Raw genomic sequence first — 17,754 nt, 5'->3', positions numbered from 1 at the left:
AACGAATGCGTACGCTTTCCTCTGTCTTAATCCTGCTGTTGCTGCTGACGGGCTGGTCGGCCCAGGCCCAGAAACCCCTCGACGACGTACTGTACCTTCGCAACGGCTGGATACTACGTGGCCGGTTGCTCTCCACCTCTGCCGATTCGGTGGTGACTATTCAGACGTATGACCATAACCGTTTTGTGTTCCCCCGCGACCAGGTGCAGACCCTTACCAGAGAGCCGGCCAAAAGTCCGTCTTCACTCCGGTACCGCGAACGGGGATACGGTCTTTTTGCTGAACTGGGTGCCCTGGCGGCCCGCAACACCACTGCCGACGCCGTTACGACATCGGCCTTTACGTTCCACATCGTCAATGGCTATAAGTTTAACCAATGGCTGTATGCCGGGCTGGGGTCGGGCGTTGATCTGTACGCTACGCAGACGTTCGTGCCGGTTTTTGGCAGCCTCCGTGGTGATTTTACTAAAACAGGCGGGGTTATTCCGTTCTACTTCGCCGATGGTGGCTACGGCTTCAATGCAACCGTCAACAACAGCCAGAACCTGCGCTACGCGGGTGGGGCCTACGCATCGGCGGGGGCTGGGCTAAAAATCCTGTTTCAGGGCAACTCCGGGTTTCTGGTGAGCGTAGGGTATTACCTGCAGCGGTCTACGATTACGCAGACCACCGCAGGAGTCAGTTCGCGTCAGGGGGTCGATTATAACCGGATTGCCATCCGGGCGGGGTTCTCACTGTAGCACGGGAGCGTCGGTTCGCTGAAGCCGACGTTCGAACTCTTCCATGTGCTCATCGGTCAGATCGAGGTGCGTAACGAACCGAACCAGGTGCTTGCCGAACGGAACAGCCCGGATGCCTTTCTCCGCTAGTTGCGCTACGTAATCGGTGGCCAGGATCTGGTCGGTAAGCCGGAATATAACAATGTTCGTATCGACCGGGAAGACCTCTTCGACTTCGGGTAGTTCCTGCACCAGGGTGCCCAGCTTGCGGGCCCGGAGGTGATCAATTTTCAGCCGTTCGATGTGGTTGTCGAGGGCGTAGATGCCAGCCGCGGCCAGGTAGCCGGCCTGCCGCCAGCCCCCGCCCATCAGCTTCCGGAAGCGCCGGGCCTGGCTGATAACGTCGGCCTTGCCCAGCAACAGGGACCCGACCGGGCACCCCAGCCCTTTGGACAGGCAAATGCTGATGGAATCGAACAGGTGCCCATACGCCGTGGGGGTGTCGCCGGTTTCAACCAGGGCATTGAACAGCCGGGCGCCGTCGAGGTGCAGCAGCAACCCGTTTTCATCGCACACCTGCCGGATGGCCGCAATCTCGGGCACCGTGTAATAGCAGCCCCCGCCTTTGTTCACCGTGTTTTCGAGCACCACCAGCCGCGACAGGGGTTTGTGCGGATCGGCGGGGCTGTAGATGTAATCGCGGACGAGTTCGGGCGTCAGTTTGCCCCGTTCCCCCTGAGCCAGACTCACCGACGCCAGTGCGTTGACGGCAATACCACCGCCTTCGTATAGATACACGTGCGAAAGCTGGTCGCAGATTACATCGTCGCCGGGGCGGGTGTGGGTTCGGATGGCGAGCTGGTTGGTCATCGTACCCGAGGCACAGAACAGAGCCGCTTCCATGCCGAAGAGTCTGGCGGCTTTGGCTTCGAGGGCATTCACCGTTGGGTCGTCGCCCAGTACGTCGTCGCCGACTTCGGCGGTCATCATGGCAGTCAGCATGCCCGGTGTGGGCTTGGTAACGGTATCGCTGCGGAGGTCAATAATCATGAATAAACGAGCGTAAGGCAGCCGGTTATCGTTGCTGTTCGGCTGCTATTAGCCTGCAATTTACCAAAAAATGGCCTATACCGGCGTGTTTTTTGGGGGTCAGGCGGTTAGCCCGGAAGAATGGTCGACACGGGCTACGTACAATCGACCAAAAACGAAGGCCTCCTTGCTTTTGTACGGCTTCCTCGTATTTTTGAGCAGCCTTTTTGGTTAACGCTCCCCCGGCAGAGCCCCAAATGCGGAGTTAACCCACAATCCTTAACCTGCTATGTTGACCAATAAAACTCCCTGGATTATTCTGCTGGTGCTTTGGATGGCCGGATCGACCTGGTGGCACGTCTGCAAAATCAAGCAGCTCTGCCCCGAGTTTGCGACCGCCGATACCAACGCACAGTCAACCGCCGATACGCCCGCCCAAACGCCCACCCTGACGATCTCGGATGGCGATCGGTTTCGCCAGGCGTTTCCTGGTACGATTCAGTTTCCCCGCTCGGGCGCGAATGCCGGCCTGAACGGGCTGGGTGGTACCCTCGACTCGCTGGTGACGTACCTGAAAGCAAACCCCGGCCGAACGCTGACCATCACCGGGTACTACGATCTGACCGAAACCAATCCAACCAGCTTCGACAACCTGGGTCTGGCCAGGGCCGAAGCCCTGAAGCAGTATCTGGTTGGGCAAGGGGTTCCGACGGCTTCGCTGGCAACCCAGGGGCGCGTACAAAACGACCTGACCTTCGACGGCGACTCGCTCGTTGATGGACTGGCTTTTGCCTTTGGCACCGGCGAACCGGCTCCGGCGGAGCCAAAACCGGCTGCGCCCGATACGACGGCTACCGTACCGGCATCGACATCCGTAGCCGCGCCCCTATCGGCAGAAGAAACCGCATTGTTGCCAAAAACGGAAGAAGGGCTGGCCAAAGCCGAAAAATTCACGTCGGTCTTTGAACCGATTGACCTGTATTTTCCGCTGGCTGAAGCGAACTTTATCCGCACCGACGAAACCCAGAAATTTTTTAAGGAAGCGGCCGCGTACCTCGCCGAGCACAAGGATAAGCGGCTGGTAGTTACGGGGTATACCGACAGCGCCGGCCCTGACGATGTAAACCAGCGTCTGTCGCGCGATCGGGCCAACACCGTCAAAGCCCGGTTACGCAGGGCCGGGATCGATGCCGGTCAAATTGAGGTAATCGCCAAAGGCGAAGCCGACCCGAAAGCGTCGAACGAAACCCGCGAAGGACGCCGGGCCAATCGCCGGGTGTCGGTTGTGGTTAAATAAACCGGGGTTTAGTTGTCGGCTTACCGGGTCTGCGCCCTCAGGACCAACCGGAGCCGTTACCCGGTCCCGCAAACCGAACCACTGAAAACAAAACACTGAAAACGCATACACCTATGTTTGACATGAATCCCCTTAACCTGCCCGACGCGCAGCTGCAGCAGTGGATCATGCTGTTTGTAGCCGGTGCGCTGGGCTTCATCATCGGGTACGTATCCCGCCAGGAATTTGTCCGGCAACTGGAAACGACCCTGGTCAATACGGAACGGAGGCTGGACGACTGCCAACGGATGCCGGTGTCGGTGGCCGGCAATGATGAGTCGCTGATTCTGGCCCGCATCCGGGCCCGCGCCGGCGAACTGAACTTCGACCGGATTGGGCTGGCGTCGCCGTCGAGCGCTGATAACCTCAAACTGATTGTCGGCATCGGGCCCTTTCTAGAACGCAAACTAAATGCAGCGGGCATCTATACCTTTCGGCAAATCGCTAATTTCAACCAGCAGGACATTGATACGGTGAACGATATTATTGAATTTTTCCCCGGTCGCATTGAGCGCGACGACTGGGTAGGGCAGGCTGCCGAATTGCATCGTAGAACCCACTGAGTTTCTTAACCCATCGATACTATGTTTGGATTAGATCCGCTCAACCCACTCACGGCCCTCACTGAAATCTTGTTGCTGTTGCTGCTGGCAGCCTTCGTCGGCTGGGTGCTGGGCCGACTCCTGCTCAATGGCCGCGTCAGTCGGCTGCGCCAGTCGATCCGGCAAAAGGAAGCCGAACTGGAAGCGTGCCGGCAGGCAAAAGGACTAAGTCCGGCAGTTGACAAACCAGCCTCCGCTCCCGAACCGACGCTGGTAATACCGGCCTATGTCGAAGCGGACCCACTGCTGCCTGCTCTCAACGGCGATGCTACTCCGCATCCGGTAGCCGATCAGCCGATTCCGTCGGTGGCGAGTGCTGCCCCCGTTCCCATCATGACAACCGGAGCGGCCGGCAATTCCGAAGCGGCCGTATTGAACCGGATTGCCGCCCGGGCGCATGAACTGAATTTTGACCGGATCGGCCGCGCTACGGCCGCCGAGGCCGATGATCTGAAAGACATCGTAGGGGTGGGGCCTTTTCTGGAACGCAAGCTGCATAGTCTGGGAATTTATACCTTCCGGCAGGTAGCCAACTTTACGCAGGAGGATATCATCAAGGTGAATGAAATCATCGAATTTTTCCCCGGTCGCATCGAACGCGACAATTGGGTAGGACAGGCAAAGTCGTTCCACGAACGCAAATACGGTGCGCGAAGCTAGTGTTGTAGCCATGAGCAGGCCGGATCGGACGCCCGAAATGAAACACCATCCGTTTTCACTACAACGTCGCGACTTTTGGCTACATCCGTTTTTTGACTGCTGCTGAACTTTGTAGCAACAAAAAACGAAAACAATGAACCTAGCAAACAGCACCATCCTGATTACAGGCGGAACCAGCGGAATTGGTTTAGAGCTTGTCAAACAACTTAGCGAACAAGGCGCGACCATCATCGTGACAGGGCGTAACCGTGACGCCTTACGCCAGACAAAAGAGCAGTTTCCGGCCGTTCACCTCTTCCAGAGCGATGTGAGCAAGCCGAAAGACATCGAGCAATTGTATAAAGATGTCACGCAGCAGTTTCCCGGCCTCAATATCCTGATCAACAATGCCGGGCTGATGCGGCTGATTGACTTACAGGATGACTCGTTGGATATAGAGGACATCAATCGCGAAATTGCCACCAACCTGTCCGGGACAGTCCAGATGGTGCATCGGTTCCTGCCCCATCTGTTAAAACAACAATCAGCCGCTATCATTAATGTCTCCTCGGGCATAGCCTTTATGCCTTATTCGGCTGCACCCATTTATAGTGCAACCAAAGCGGGGGTACGTGCCTACACGCAAGCACTACGTTTGCAATTAGAAAACACTCAGGTAAAAGTCTTTGAAATGATTCCGCCCGGGGTAAAGACCAATTTGCAGAATGACTGGGTAAAAAAACCAGACGACAACATGATGATGGAGGTTGACAAAATGGTGAAAGTAGCCGTAGATGGACTTCGGAAAGACAAGAAAGAACTTAAGCCATTCATGATACGGGTTGTACAAACGGCGAGCAGACTGATGCCCAATGTTTTACTGAATTTTGCGCACGGAGAATTTAAAGCAATCAAGAAGCTTCAAACCGTTGGATAATCATGAAGGTCATAAGCATTATTTTACTGCTGGTATCCGCATTTTTAAGCCTTAAACACGGCTGGGATGCCTTCCAGCCCGCCAATGTCGAGCAGGCAAAAATGATGGCGGACCTGGGCATTAGTAAAGCCGCCCTGCCGTTTTTTGGCGTATTTTCCATCGTTGTTGGCTTGCTGCTGCTTTTTCCGCAAACCTTTTTCATCAGTAATGTGCTGAACGCGATGACCATTGTTCTGATCATGGCTCTATCGTTACGAGCGGGCAATGTAAGCATGGCGTTAATCGAAATTCCGTTTCTCGCCCTGCCGCTGGTCCTGATTGGGTTGACGTACCCGTTTAAATTTTAACCCGCTTTTGCTCATGGCAACGTCGAAACCGTACCGAATCGAATCCATCACGCAATTACACCGGATGATGGGGCTTGGCAAGCCCCATCATCCCCTCATCGGCATTATCGACCTGAAAGACCTGAAAGCGGATCCGGATGTCAATGCCGTTATGTTTGATCTGTATGTCGTGTCGCTGAAGAGAGGGTGCGACAAACTGCACTACGGCCAGCAGAAATACGATTTCGATGAGGGGCTGATGGCGTTTATGGCCCCCGGCCAGATTCTGCGGGGCGAAGAGAATGGAGTACCGCATACGCTCGAGGGCTGGATGCTGTTTATTCACCCCGATTTTTTGTGGAATACGTCACTCGCCCGAAAGATCAAGCAGTACGACTATTTTGGGTATTCTGCCCACGAAGCGTTGTTCCTCTCCGACAAAGAAGAAACGATTATCAACGGCATCGTTGACACCATCCGGCACGAGTACCGGGCCAATATTGATAAATTCAGCCAGGACGTCATCGTTGCCCATCTGGAGGTTCTATTCACCTACGCCCAGCGGTTTTATGAACGTCAGTTCATTACCCGCAAGATCACCAGTAGTAAATTGCTGGAACGGGTAGACGATATGCTGACGGATTACTTCAACGAAGATGATTTACTTTCCAGGGGGCTTCCTACAGTTCAGCATATTGCCGAAACGCTGAACGTTTCCACCAAATACCTGAGCAGTTTATTAAAGCAGCTCACGGGGCAAACGACGCAGCAGCTTATTCACGAAAAGCTGATTGATAAAGCCAAGGAAAAACTATCAACGACGGAAATGTCCGTCAGCGAGATTGCGTATGATCTGGGCTTTGAGCATTCACAGTCGTTTAGTAAGCTGTTCAAAGCCAAGACCAACCAGAGCCCGCTGGAATTCAGAGCCTCGTTCAACTGACAGCGCGAGCCCTGGTTTAGCCGTTAGATGGTTTACGGGAGGCTATCATATGTACCGTGAGTTACACATGACTCTTTAGCATTTTTGTCATCCCGGCGGCCCGGTCCTGGCGTCAGGATGACAAAAAAAGATCATAATGTGTTAGCTAATCAATATTATAAACTGCCTACTAATCCTGATAGGTATATACACTTTTACCACCGAAGCGTGGTGTCTCCCCGTCGGCATACAGAGCTATTTGCGAAGAAATAACCCTTCCTTTGGCATCATACTCATACTTGAATGCTCCCGTAGATTCCACCGTTTTCCCGTTGACCGAATACGGGTGAGTGAACTTGGCAATATTCCTGATCGGGAAAAACAAGACAAAAGCATTGGCGTATGAAAAGTAAGCGGGCAGGGCAAGACGGTAATACGCATTGTAGGAATCTTCGTAAAAAAAGGTCATCCACAGACTAAACGACAAGGAACTATTGTCCTGCCTGGAAATTGTACGTATTGAGTTATCTGGATTATAGGTAACCTGATAATAGGTTGGCGCACCTGGTCTGGGACTGCTGGGTTCTCAATGTGGTACTTGTACTGAGTAACAAGACCAGTTGAATTATACGTATACGAATACACTTGCGCGACACTTTCCGGATTTAAGTCAAACGTTACTTTGCTCAGTCGGTCTTGACCATCATACTCGGCCAGATACACCAGCAGCGATTTGGCTGAGGTGTTTCGATGCACAGCAATAACGTTTCCTGATGGTGAGTACGTCAATACGGAGGTTGATTGCAAGTCGCCCGTTTTATTATTTTTTCGTTCTACCCGAACAACCCGTTCGTTTTCGTAGATGTAATAATCAGTCGTGTTATCTGCTTCATAACTACGGGAGAGTAAACGACCTCCGGGATTGACTGGAACAGGCTCTTCTTTGTTTGAACTGGAACAACTGATGAACATCAGGAATTGGCTCGTTATCAATAGGAGTGGAAGAAGACGCATAAATTAAGTAGTTTATTGGGTTGACATACACTGGAAAACCATACCGGCACGCAGCGGGTGTTGGTTCGAGAGCCAAAAAAAGTCCCTGAACCGACTCGCGCGGCAAGTAGTTAACCTGCGGTGGGTTTGCGTTTAGGAACGGTTATAATCAGCGCTTCAGGCACAGTGTTTCAGTGTATCGTGATGCCTGACAGTAGCCGAAGATGCTGACTATTGAGCGTGTCGCTCATCGATATCCTGTGTCTGCCAGCCAGGCAAGGGAAGTGCTTTTAAGACGTAGTAGTTTCTTTCGGGAACTACCCAAGCGAACCGGCAGCTATGCAGTTGACAATCATTGACGTACTCCTTCTTTTCATTGTGTTGCTGTCGGTCTGGAGCGGATGGCAGAGGGGCTTTATTCTGGGAAGTATTCAATTACTATCCTTAATTGCCGGACTGCTGATCGCGCTCGCCCTGTATCAATACCTCGCTGCGCTGCTGAGCGAGTACGTTCCTGCTTTGGGCGTCTGGAATTTGCCCGTTTCGTTTCTGATTACGTTAATGCTGGTCCGATTCGGGATATCGACCATTGCCAATCGGTTGCTGCGGGATGTACCGATCAAAGCGCATGTCCACGGTGCCAATCGGTTTTTGGGAATGATTCCCGGGTTTATTATGGGTGTCATCTACGCGTCGTTTGCCGGAGCGTTACTGATGGCGCTGCCGCTTTCCGAGGGGCTAACCACCAGCAGTCGCAACAGCATACTGGCCAGTCGCCTGTCGCAGCCCGTCGAGTGGCTCGAACAGAAGCTGGCACCGGTGTTTGAGGAAGCTATTGGCCGGTCGATGAACAACATGATGGTGGAGCCGTCGTCGGACAAGTCGATTACGCTGCCATTCACCGTCACCGATGCCCGGCCCCGGCCCGACCTGGAAGCCCGGATGCTTGAACTCATCAATGAGGAACGGGCAAAAGAGGGGCTGGGACCGCTCAAAGCCGATCCCGAACTGGCCGAAGTGGCCCGAAACCACTCCCGTGATATGTTTGCCCATGGCTATTTTTCGCACGTTACGCCTGATGGTAACGATCCCTTCGACCGCATCCGGGCGGCTCAGGTACGGTTTCGGTCGGCGGGCGAAAACCTGGCCCTGGCGCAGACGGTCAACATTGCGCATACCGGCCTGATGAACTCACCCGGCCACCGGGCCAACATTCTGCAACCGGCATTCGGGCGGGTCGGCATCGGTATCCTCGATGGGGGAATGCACGGGCTGATGGTCACGCAGAACTTCCGGAACTGATTCCCGTTCTCCGCACTGGCTAAGCCGGGCGGATCAGGATCGAGGTCAGGTGTTCTTACGTATAGCGGGAAAGGAGTTCAGCTAGTTTTTGCTGGACAGCCCCTTCCATTAGGCCTCCATGATAGCAGATAACCCGGTCAATGGTCAACGACTGCAATGTTCTGACCGAGTCCACGGCCTGCTTCAGGTCAATTGCAAAGTGGGGATTGGCAAGGTTGAACGCACCGTTTTCGACCACCAGCGCATCGCAGGCAATCAGGGTTCGGGAACTGGGCAGATACACCGAAATGTGTCCAGGGGTATGACCTGGGGTGTCAATGATTTGAACATCGTCCCAGATTGCCGACTGATCGCCGGAGGATAGCATAGCGTCAACGTGTACCGGCCGAATGCTGCTTAACCGTTGCTGAAAAGCCAGGGCGCCTGGTTTTTGATCGTCGGGTAAAGAAGGAAACAAGTTTTCCGCCTGCAGTAGCCGGGCCGATTTAACCTGCCCCGTAATGGAAGCGGCTTCAACGGGCGATGCGTAGACTTTTAGCGAAGGATACTGCTGTTTAAGTTCATACAGGCCACCGACGTGGTCGATGTCGTGGTGGGAAATGATGACGCCTGTAAGATCGGCCAGCGACAGACCATGCCGATTGGCCGCGGTTTCGAACCGGGGCATAAATCCTGCGTACCCACAGTCGATTACCAGCGTTTCGCGCTGGTTACGCAGGATGACCGGATGCAATGTATCGTTGATGCCGTTGAAGGTAAAAGGAACGTCAAGGCAGTGCCAGGTCATGTTCATTTTAGTAAGGAACGTTTGCGCAAAAATACAAACCTAATGTGAGTGGAAATACAGCGTAGGTGTCCCTACGCTCACGGTACGGCTATTTCGTTGAGGTGACAGTGTACACTTCGCGTTAGCTCGTCCGGATGGGCGTATGTGTAACGGATTAGAAAACCAAACGTGCTCGGTAAAGCTGAGCACGTTTGGGAGCAACAGAGACCTCGATCGTTACGCTTCGACCAGTTCTTCTTCCTGCGAATTGGTGGGCTGCTCCTGTACCTTTCCCTTGTAGAAGCCGTAGAAGATCAGTGGAAAAATCAACAGTGTGAGCAACGTAGCGGTAATCAGACCGCCAATCACTACAATGGCCAGTGGTTTTGAGGTTTCCGACCCAATGCCTGTCGACACAGCCGCCGGAATCAGGCCGATGGCCGCCATCATGGCTGTCATAACCACCGGCCGTACCCGCGACAGCACTCCCTGCATGATCGCCTGATCGAGCGAGAGCCGGTTTTTCAGATTCTTCTTAAAGACCGAGATTAGAATAACTCCATTCTGGATACAGATTCCGAAGAGCGCGATAAACCCGATGCCGGCCGAGATGCTGAAGTTGACGTGCGTAATGAGCAGAGCCGCGATGCCGCCGATAATCGCGAATGGTACGTTGAACAGCACCAGCCCGGCGTCTTTAACGTTGCCGAAGAGCACGAACAGAATAAAGAAAATCATCAGCAAGCTCACGGGTACTACCTGACCCAGCCGCTTGGTGGCGCGTTGCTGGTTTTCGAAATCGCCCGCCCACTTCATGGTGTAGCCCGACGGTAGTTTGACAGCCTCATTTACTTTCTTCTGCGCTTCGGCAATGGCGCTGCCCATGTCGCGGCCCCGTACCGAAAACTTAACCGCGGTGAACCGCTGACTTCCTTCCCGGAAAATCAGCACCGGTCCGGTCTGGGTGTACACCCGGGCAATTTCCTTTATCGGAATCTGCGTTCCGTTCTGGGTGGGTACCATCAGGTTGGCGATCTCGGTTTCCGTTTTACGGAATTGCGGCTCGTACCGGATACGAAGGTCAAATTTGCGCTCACCTTCGTAAATCTGCGTGGCCGCTTTTCCGCCAATCGCCATTTCAATCACCGCCTGTGCATCGGCTTTGTTGACGCCATACACCGCCAGCTTGTACTCGTCCAATTCGACGCGCATTTCGGGCTGACCAATATTTTTGATAACGCCGAGGTCTTCGATTCCGGCTACCGTGGACAGTTGCTTGTCTACCTGACTGGCTTTGTCTGCCAGAATTGTTAAATCGTTTCCATAAATTTTAACCGCAATTGACCCTTTCACGCCCGACACCGCTTCGGCTACGTTGTCCATGATCGGCTGCGAGAACCCGAAATCTACGCCGGGGAAGATCTTGAGTTTATCCTGCATCTGCGCTATTAACTCCTGCTTGGTGATGTCGTGCCCGCCCCGGCGTTCGGCCCACTCATCTTTCGGATAAATATCGACCAGAAACTCCACGTTGTAGAAGCCCGTCGGGTCGGTGCCGTCGTTGGGTCGGCCGGTCTGCGAGATAACGCCCTTCACTTCGGGAAACTCTTCAAAAATATGCCGCATCTGCGTCGTGAGCCGTACTGACTCGGGCAGCGAAATACTCATCGGCATAGACGCCCGCACGTAGATTGACCCTTCATTCAGTTCAGGCAGGAATTCGGTACCCAGCAGGTTGAAGCCGGCCAGCCCAATTACCACTACTACCGCAGCTACAAGCAGGCTCAGTTTTTTGTGGGCAAACGTGAACGAGAATGCCCCCATTGTCCGCTTCGTCAGGAATTCGACAAAGACATTATGCTTTTCACGGACGTTCTTTTTCATCAGAATACTGGCCAGTACTGGTACGAGCGTCAGCGTGAAGAGGAGCGCACCCAGCAGGGCAAAGCCGAGTGTCCACGCCAGGGGTGAAAACATCTTGCCTTCAACCTTCTGGAACGAAAAAATCGGGATCAGACACGTGATGATGATAGCTTTGGAAAAGAAGATGGCTTTACCCATTTCGGTGCCGGTTTTACGCAGGATGCCGAGTTTGGCCAGCCGATTGAATTTTGCCATGCCTTCGCGGTGGGCCAGTTCGTCAAGCGTAACGAAAATACCTTCGACCATCACCACAGCGCCGTCGACGATAATCCCAAAGTCAATGGCCCCCATCGACAGCAGGTTGGCCGACATACCTTTTAGCCGCAGGCAGATAAACGCGAACAGCAGGGCCAGCGGGATGACGATCGATACGGTAATCGTCGTCCGCCAGTCGGCCATGAACAGGAACACGATCACCGTTACGAACACGATGCCTTCAATCAGGTTGTGGGTGACCGTATGCGTAGCGAAGTGAATCAGCGTTTCGCGGTTGTAAAACGTATTAATCTTCACATCCGACGGCAAAATGGTGGTGTTCAGTTCGTCGATCTTCGCCTTTACGCGCTCGATCACCTCACTGGGGTTTTCGCCCTTGCGCATAACTACAACCCCTTCCACCACGTCGTTCTGCTGGTCGCGGCCAGCCTGCCCCAGCCGCGGTAAGGCCGACTCCGACACCTGCGCTACGTTGCGCACCATGATGGGCGTTCCCTTCACGTTCTTGATGACGATATTCTGAATGTCCTGCTGGTTTTTGAGGAGACCAATACCGCGTACCACGTAGGCCTCGGAGTTTTTCTCGATCACGTCGCCCCCAACGTTGACGTTGGAACTGGCCACTGCCTGGTACAGTTGCAGGGGCGTAATGTCGTAGTCGGCGAGCCGACGCGGATCAACGGTGATTTCGTAAGTTTTAGCCTCGCCACCGAAGCTCACTACGTCGGCGACGCCCGGTACGCTTTTCAATTGGCGGTCAATCACCCAGTCCTGCACTGTTTTCAGTTCGCGGACCGTGCGCGTTGGCGAATCCAGGGTGTAGCGGAAGATTTCGCCGGTTGGGCCGTAAGGGGGCTGCACTTCGGGCTTGATGCCTTCGGGCAGGTCAACGTTGCCGAGCAGGTTATTGACCTGCTGGCGGGCGAAGGCGTCGTCGACACCGTCGTCGAACATGACGTTGACCACTGATAGGCCAAACAACGTAGTGGAGCGAATGTCCGTCTTCTTCTGTACGGAGTTCAGGCCAATCTCGACCGGAATCGTAACAAACTTCTCTACTTCCTCAGCTGAGCGGCCCGGCCACTGCGTAATGATCGTGATACGCGTGTTGGTTACGTCCGGAAACGCTTCGATCGGCGTGTTCTGGTAGCTGATGTAGCCCGCCACCACCGTCAGAGCCGTCAGGAAGAAAACGAAGAACTTGTTCTTCAGCGAGAACGTGAGTATGCTTTTGATGAATTTGTTCATGACCTTTTCTTTCAAAGAGCGAAAGAGTGAATGAGTGAAATTGGACTGCAATGGTGGACCATCGCCGAAGCGGAGTGAATAGCCGCTCTGCTAAACATTCTCGTTCTCGGCGGTTCGCTGTTTCACTCTTTAATTTCCCAGTGCGTTATAGATCAGCAGTTGGTTTTCCGTCACAACGCGATCGCCGGGGTTGAGGCCGCCGTTGAGGTAAGTTGTAGTTCCGGCGGTCTTGAAAATGTCAATCTCCCGTACGACCGGATGATGCTGGGCATTGACAACCACTACGAAGTTGCGGCTCTGGTCGAATACGACTGCATTCGACGGAATGGCTACCCGCTGATCGTGCCCGGCGTACTCGACGGTCACGTTAGCGAACATCTCGGGCTTGAGGCTGTTATCAGCGTTGGCCAGCGTAATCCGGACTTTCTCGGTCTTACTGTCGGGGTCAAGTACGTTGAACACTTTATCGATTCGGCCGGAAAAGACCTTGTCGGGGTACGAAAGGGTTGAGATACGCGCCTTATCGCCTTCGTGGACGTTGGCCAGGTCCGATTCATAGACGTTAGCCATTACCCAGACGTGGTCAAGGTTGGAGATGGTAAACAGGTTTTCCGGGTCGTCGGAGCGGAGTTCCATGCCTTGTGCCGCGCTTTTCTCCACCACAAATCCGCTGACGGGTGCTTTGACCAGGTAAACCGATGAGCCTTTGCTTCCCAGAATGCTTCGGCGTTCGTTGACACGATTAAGCTCGCCCTTGGCCGCCTGTAGCTGCTCACGAGCTGCCACTAAATCGCGCTGCGAGGCCAGCCCACCCTGCGCCATGTCTTCGGTTACCTGCATGGTTTTGTGCGCTACCGCCAGTTGTCCCTTGGCGGCAATGGCCTGCTGCTCTACGTCGGCCATCTCACCCGACCGGATGATGGCCAGCACCTGACCCGCCTGCACATACGCGCCCAATTCAGCTTTAACAGCTTCAATGTGTCCGCCGACCAGCGGGAACACCTTCACAACTTTGTCCTGGTTGAAGGTGATTTTACCCGTCAAGTTCAGCTCGTTTGTGACGGTTGTCAACCGGGCGGTGTCAAACCTGGCCGAAGCCAGCAGGTCAACGGGTTTGTTCGCTGCCGACGTACTGTCGGTAGATGACGCTTCAGACTGGCACCCAGCTAAACCGCCAGCCAGCAGGATGCCCAGCAGCCCGACGAAGGGCAGTGCCCGCCACGTATGTTTTATTGTGCTCATGATCGCGTTGAATCCGGTTTGGTTAGTTGCTGAAGGCGTTGGTGCCGACGGCCAGGTTCAGCTCTTCGAGCCGTTGTAGCCGGTCATTTTGTAATTGGATGTACTGAATCTGGTTGTTTTTGTAAGCGTCGAAAAAATCGATAAACTCCACGACATCAATGTTTTGCTTACGGTAGTTGAGCGTTACGCCATCGATCAATCGGCCGAAATCGGCATTAAAATGCTGATCGAACGTACGGTAGAGCTGGTCGGCCTGGCGGGCTTTGAGCAGCGAGCTTTGCACTTCGCCTTCTATCTGAAGTTCGTACGCTGACGTGGCCTGCTGGCTGCTTTTAGTCCGGATGCGGGCGGCCTGGATGTTGCCCTGATTCTTGTTGAAAAATGGCAGTGATGCACCAACACCTACGCCAAAGTAGTTGGGAATATAGCCGGCGTTCCGGTCGTAGGTGCCTTGCAGCGTGAGGTCCGATACAGCCAGGGCTTTTTGTAGTGCCAGGTTTTGCTGCTCGCTTTTAGCCTGGTGGCGGTAGGCCTGTAAGTCGGGGCGGTTGCGGTCGGCTTTGGCCAGAAGACTGTCAAGCGTCAACCGGGCCGGATTTCGCTCCATCGACAGGTCTGTGTCAGTCAGTACGGGCTGGATAACCAGCGTTGGGGGCTCGTTGAGTAATACGGCCAAGTTCGATTGATCGTCGGCAATCTGAGCGAGCCGTTGCTGCCGTTCGGTGGAAAGGTTGAACAGGTACGCTTTCAGCCGGGCCAGGTCTTTCAGCGGTACGTTGCCTTTGTCATACTGCTGCTGGTAGAGGGTTACTGTCTGGTTTAGGGTGCCGATTTCCTGGTCATATACCTGGAGGGACTCCCGCAGAGAATGCAGTTCGTAGAACGTGCTACGTAGTTGATAAACCAGCGTGCGTATCAGGTCTTCGTACCGATCGGCGGCCAGTTGGGTGTTTGTTGCGGCCAAAGCCATCTGTTTGTTCCGCTTTCCCGCCAGCAGAATCAGTTGCTGCACCTGTATAACCTGCTCGGAATTGCTTTGTGCCAGTGGCATGAACTCGCGCGATTGCTGGTTATAAGGCATCTGCTCAATGTAGATTGCTGGATTAGCAAAGAGCCTGGCCTGTGCCTGATACGCCCGGTATTCATCAATACCCAGTCGGGTCGCCAGTAGCGACAGGTTATGTTGATGAAACAGATCCTCGGCCTGAGGAAGCGTCATCTGCAGTGTGTCAGTGGTCGGTTGGGCGTGGCTCAGCCCGATGGTCAGGATAAGCATGAGCCCCGTTACTAGTTGTTTCATGGCTGGGTAAAAGACAGGTATTCCCTAAGCGATGAATCAAAAGTAGCCGGCTGACGAGTGGGTGGGGGTATAATTCAACTGAAACGGGCACTCTGGCGGGTCAACCGGACAAGCTGACGGGCCAATTGACAGCGGAGAGAAACGAAAGGGTAGGAGAGACTACCGTTGTTCCAGCCAGCGCATGAATTCCGGGGCTTTGGCCTTACTGATGACCAGCGGTTCGGGTGTAGCAGGCTGTAGCCGAACCAGCAGTTTGCGGTTGAAGTACGGCTCAAACTCCCTGACGGCTTCAAAGCGGATGATGAACTGCCGGTTGGCCCGGTAGAACTGCGTAGGGTTGAGTAAGGCTTCCAGTTCATCGAGGGTGTAATCAACGGGGTATTTTTCACCTGATGTTTTCTGGAGCCAGACGACCTCGTGTTCGGTGTAGAAGAACGCAATGTCGTTGACGGATACGGGGTAGTACTTTCCTTTCTGACTAACCAGAAACGTAGAGCGCTGAGCAGGTCGGAGCTGGCTAAGGAGTCGTTGGAGCGGTTCGTTGAGGTCGGCCTGGTTATGTTGCTGGAAATACGTTTGCAGACCGTTAAACTTGGCCAGGCTACCGGCAATAGCCTTACGGTCGAAGGGTTTGAGCACGTAATCGATGCCGTTGGCGTTGAAAGCCTGCATGGCGTACTCGTCGAAGGCTGTGCAAAAGATAACCGGGCAGCGTACGTTAACCTGTTCGAACACCTCGAAGCTCAACCCATCCGCCAGTTGGATGTCCGAAAAAATCAGATCGGGGCTGGCATGATCGCTCAGGTAGTCAACGGCTTCCTCAACGGTTTCGAATACGGCGAGTATCTGAACCCCCGGTATGATATCGCGGATGTAATGCTGTAGCTCCTCGGCTGTTATGAGCTCATCTTCCAGAATCAGGACGTCCATGGTCAGGGGCTATAATGGGTAAAACAACCGTAAAATACTCTTCATCCTGTTCGATGGTCAGGGTTTCTCCACAGAGGTACTCGTACCGTCGGCTCAGGTTCTGGAGGCCCACGTGGTTCGACGAATGCAGCGACTGTTTCGGTTGCAGGTTATTCCGGAAATAGAGGTTGCCTTCGGTTTCGGTTACGCTGACACGGAGTTTTCGGCTGCGGGTCAGTACGTTGTGCTTTACGCAGTTTTCCATCAGCATCTGAAACGTCAGCGGGGGTAGTACCGTACGGCGGGTTTCGGCCGACAGGTCGATGGTGAGGTCCACCGCGTCGCGAAACCGGTTCTTGAGCATGTAATAGTAGGCATCCAGAATTGCCAGTTCCTCGGTCATCGTCACTTGCTCTTTGGCCGAACTTTGCAGGATATACCGGTACACCTCGGCCAGTTTAATGAGGTATTCCTCCGCATCCTGATTGTGGGTGCGGATCATTCCCTTCAGGATATTCAGCGAATTGAACAGGAAATGCGGATTCACCTGCTGTTTGAGTACTTCATACCGCGCCTGAAAATTCTCTTCGGTCAGTCTGGAAATCATTCCCATGGCATTTTGTTGCGCTAACGCCTGCCGAACTCCCCACGTCGTGATCAGGGAGAACGCAACGATGATTAGTCCCCGCACTTGCAGGACACCGGCAATATCACCAGTTCCCGCACTTTCCATTCGCAAGGCGACATCAAGGGCTGTCCAGAGCCCCAGCAGTCCTTCGCTGAAGAGTAAACACAGCACCACCTGAACAAGCAGATCATACGCCGGAGTGACCCAGCGGTACACCGAAGGAAGCCCCTGACGGGTGTTGAGGTAGATGTTAAACATCCACACCAGAATCGTAAAAACGAATGCCAGCATGAACGAAAAAACAGCCGCCCCCGGTACGGGCTCTACGTCGATTACCTCGTAAAAAAGCAGCGAGATAATTCCCATGAACACACCAGTAAACACAGCCGCCCGAAGAAGAATCTTCCGAACTTCCTGGCTGAGTGTGCGGTTGGGCTGGGTAGTATCTTCCTGCTGAACCAACGAATGGATTGGTTGCGTTGTGGACAAGTCATTCAGTTGACCGTCGTGATTAAAAGTAAAGGTATCCATGCAGACCGCGGAGAAAAAAAGCAGTCAAACGGACGAACTAGGCCGTGAACTGACTCATTCAAGCGGTGGAAATATACGAACTATCCTACTGATTCCGGAATTCAGGCAGCACCTGATGAAAGCCGGTTGAGTTACAGACAGGACGCCAAACAAAAACGGGCCGCCGAAGCCGCCCGTCATCTATTC

General features: G+C 53.9%; 15 protein-coding genes. 8 read left to right on the top strand and 7 right to left on the bottom strand.

Features of this window, described 5'->3' with window-relative positions:
- The first annotated feature begins 5 nt into the window (after positions 1-5).
- Complete coding sequence (locus DYU11_RS13170; protein WP_119668124.1) at positions 6-740, top strand: hypothetical protein; 735 nt, start codon at positions 6-8, stop codon at positions 738-740.
- Here DYU11_RS13170 and DYU11_RS13165 read toward each other — a convergent pair.
- On the bottom strand, positions 732-1,769 hold the full coding sequence (locus DYU11_RS13165) for a threonine aldolase family protein (protein ID WP_119668123.1): 1,038 nt from the start codon (positions 1,767-1,769) through the stop codon (positions 732-734). The two genes, DYU11_RS13170 and DYU11_RS13165, sit on opposite strands and share 9 nt — an antisense overlap.
- Positions 1,770-2,037: 268 nt before the next feature.
- Here DYU11_RS13165 and DYU11_RS13160 point away from each other — a divergent pair, with 268 nt between their 5' ends.
- The 7 genes from DYU11_RS13160 to DYU11_RS13125 all read left to right on the top strand — a co-directional run bounded on the left by DYU11_RS13160 (position 2,038) and on the right by DYU11_RS13125 (position 8,805).
- Positions 2,038-3,045 (top strand): OmpA family protein, encoded by a 1,008-nt coding sequence (locus DYU11_RS13160; RefSeq protein ID WP_119668122.1) that lies wholly within the window; start codon positions 2,038-2,040, stop codon positions 3,043-3,045.
- A gap of 113 nt (positions 3,046-3,158) precedes the next feature.
- Positions 3,159-3,647: a helix-hairpin-helix domain-containing protein gene (locus DYU11_RS13155; protein ID WP_119668121.1), complete on the top strand. Its 489-nt coding sequence runs from the start codon at positions 3,159-3,161 to the stop codon at positions 3,645-3,647.
- A gap of 21 nt (positions 3,648-3,668) precedes the next feature.
- Entirely contained in the window at positions 3,669-4,346 is a 678-nt protein-coding gene (locus tag DYU11_RS13150) for a helix-hairpin-helix domain-containing protein (RefSeq protein ID WP_119668120.1), read from the top strand.
- A gap of 133 nt (positions 4,347-4,479) precedes the next feature.
- Positions 4,480-5,262 carry an SDR family oxidoreductase gene (locus DYU11_RS13145; RefSeq protein ID WP_119668119.1) on the top strand — a complete coding sequence of 261 codons (783 nt, stop codon included), beginning with the start codon at positions 4,480-4,482 and terminating at the stop codon, positions 5,260-5,262.
- Positions 5,263-5,264: 2 nt separating this feature from the next.
- Positions 5,265-5,609, top strand: coding sequence for a hypothetical protein (locus DYU11_RS13140; protein WP_229365814.1), 345 nt, complete (start codon positions 5,265-5,267; stop codon positions 5,607-5,609).
- 13 nt (positions 5,610-5,622) lie between these two features.
- Positions 5,623-6,531: a helix-turn-helix domain-containing protein gene (locus DYU11_RS13135; protein ID WP_119668117.1), complete on the top strand. Its 909-nt coding sequence runs from the start codon at positions 5,623-5,625 to the stop codon at positions 6,529-6,531.
- 1,311 nt (positions 6,532-7,842) lie between these two features.
- Complete coding sequence (locus DYU11_RS13125; protein ID WP_119668115.1) at positions 7,843-8,805, top strand: CvpA family protein; 963 nt, start codon at positions 7,843-7,845, stop codon at positions 8,803-8,805.
- 55 nt (positions 8,806-8,860) lie between these two features.
- On the opposite strand, the gene DYU11_RS13120 is transcribed toward DYU11_RS13125, so the two are convergent.
- From DYU11_RS13120 to DYU11_RS13095, 6 genes are all read right to left on the bottom strand, one after another.
- A complete protein-coding gene (locus DYU11_RS13120; RefSeq protein WP_119668114.1) occupies positions 8,861-9,598 on the bottom strand; it encodes an MBL fold metallo-hydrolase in 738 nt (245 codons plus the stop codon).
- 210 nt (positions 9,599-9,808) lie between these two features.
- Entirely contained in the window at positions 9,809-12,958 is a 3,150-nt protein-coding gene (locus DYU11_RS13115) for an efflux RND transporter permease subunit (protein WP_119668113.1), read from the bottom strand.
- A gap of 129 nt (positions 12,959-13,087) precedes the next feature.
- Positions 13,088-14,200 (bottom strand): efflux RND transporter periplasmic adaptor subunit, encoded by a 1,113-nt coding sequence (locus DYU11_RS13110; RefSeq protein ID WP_119668112.1) that lies wholly within the window; start codon positions 14,198-14,200, stop codon positions 13,088-13,090.
- A gap of 22 nt (positions 14,201-14,222) precedes the next feature.
- Positions 14,223-15,500, bottom strand: a complete 1,278-nt coding sequence (locus tag DYU11_RS13105) for a TolC family protein (RefSeq protein WP_119668111.1) — start codon at positions 15,498-15,500, stop codon at positions 14,223-14,225.
- Between the two features lie 159 nt (positions 15,501-15,659).
- A complete protein-coding gene (locus tag DYU11_RS13100) occupies positions 15,660-16,430 on the bottom strand; it encodes a LytR/AlgR family response regulator transcription factor (RefSeq protein ID WP_119668110.1) in 771 nt (256 codons plus the stop codon).
- The gene (locus tag DYU11_RS13095; protein WP_119668109.1) at positions 16,405-17,568 is read right to left on the bottom strand and encodes a sensor histidine kinase; all 1,164 of its coding nucleotides are present in this window, start codon (positions 17,566-17,568) and stop codon (positions 16,405-16,407) included. Before DYU11_RS13095 ends, DYU11_RS13100 begins: the two co-directional genes overlap by 26 nt.
- Positions 17,569-17,754 lie beyond the last annotated feature (186 nt).

Source organism: Fibrisoma montanum (genome assembly GCF_003583365.1).
Lineage (GTDB): Bacteria > Bacteroidota > Bacteroidia > Cytophagales > Spirosomataceae > Fibrisoma > Fibrisoma montanum.
This window is presented reverse-complemented; position numbering and strand designations above follow the sequence as displayed.

Bases quoted from the DNA above. Each gene is read 5' to 3' on its own strand.
- DYU11_RS13170 (WP_119668124.1), top strand. From the start codon at position 6: ATGCGTACGCTTTCCTCTGTCTTAATCCTGCTGTTGCTGCTGACGGGC.
- DYU11_RS13165 (WP_119668123.1), bottom strand. From the start codon at position 1,769: ATGATTATTGACCTCCGCAGCGATACCGTTACCAAGCCCACACCGGGC.
- DYU11_RS13160 (WP_119668122.1), top strand. From the start codon at position 2,038: ATGTTGACCAATAAAACTCCCTGGATTATTCTGCTGGTGCTTTGGATG.
- DYU11_RS13155 (WP_119668121.1), top strand. From the start codon at position 3,159: ATGTTTGACATGAATCCCCTTAACCTGCCCGACGCGCAGCTGCAGCAG.
- DYU11_RS13150 (WP_119668120.1), top strand. From the start codon at position 3,669: ATGTTTGGATTAGATCCGCTCAACCCACTCACGGCCCTCACTGAAATC.
- DYU11_RS13145 (WP_119668119.1), top strand. From the start codon at position 4,480: ATGAACCTAGCAAACAGCACCATCCTGATTACAGGCGGAACCAGCGGA.
- DYU11_RS13140 (WP_229365814.1), top strand. From the start codon at position 5,265: ATGAAGGTCATAAGCATTATTTTACTGCTGGTATCCGCATTTTTAAGC.
- DYU11_RS13135 (WP_119668117.1), top strand. From the start codon at position 5,623: ATGGCAACGTCGAAACCGTACCGAATCGAATCCATCACGCAATTACAC.
- DYU11_RS13125 (WP_119668115.1), top strand. From the start codon at position 7,843: ATGCAGTTGACAATCATTGACGTACTCCTTCTTTTCATTGTGTTGCTG.
- DYU11_RS13120 (WP_119668114.1), bottom strand. From the start codon at position 9,598: ATGAACATGACCTGGCACTGCCTTGACGTTCCTTTTACCTTCAACGGC.
- DYU11_RS13115 (WP_119668113.1), bottom strand. From the start codon at position 12,958: ATGAACAAATTCATCAAAAGCATACTCACGTTCTCGCTGAAGAACAAG.
- DYU11_RS13110 (WP_119668112.1), bottom strand. From the start codon at position 14,200: ATGAGCACAATAAAACATACGTGGCGGGCACTGCCCTTCGTCGGGCTG.
- DYU11_RS13105 (WP_119668111.1), bottom strand. From the start codon at position 15,500: ATGAAACAACTAGTAACGGGGCTCATGCTTATCCTGACCATCGGGCTG.
- DYU11_RS13100 (WP_119668110.1), bottom strand. From the start codon at position 16,430: ATGGACGTCCTGATTCTGGAAGATGAGCTCATAACAGCCGAGGAGCTA.
- DYU11_RS13095 (WP_119668109.1), bottom strand. From the start codon at position 17,568: ATGGATACCTTTACTTTTAATCACGACGGTCAACTGAATGACTTGTCC.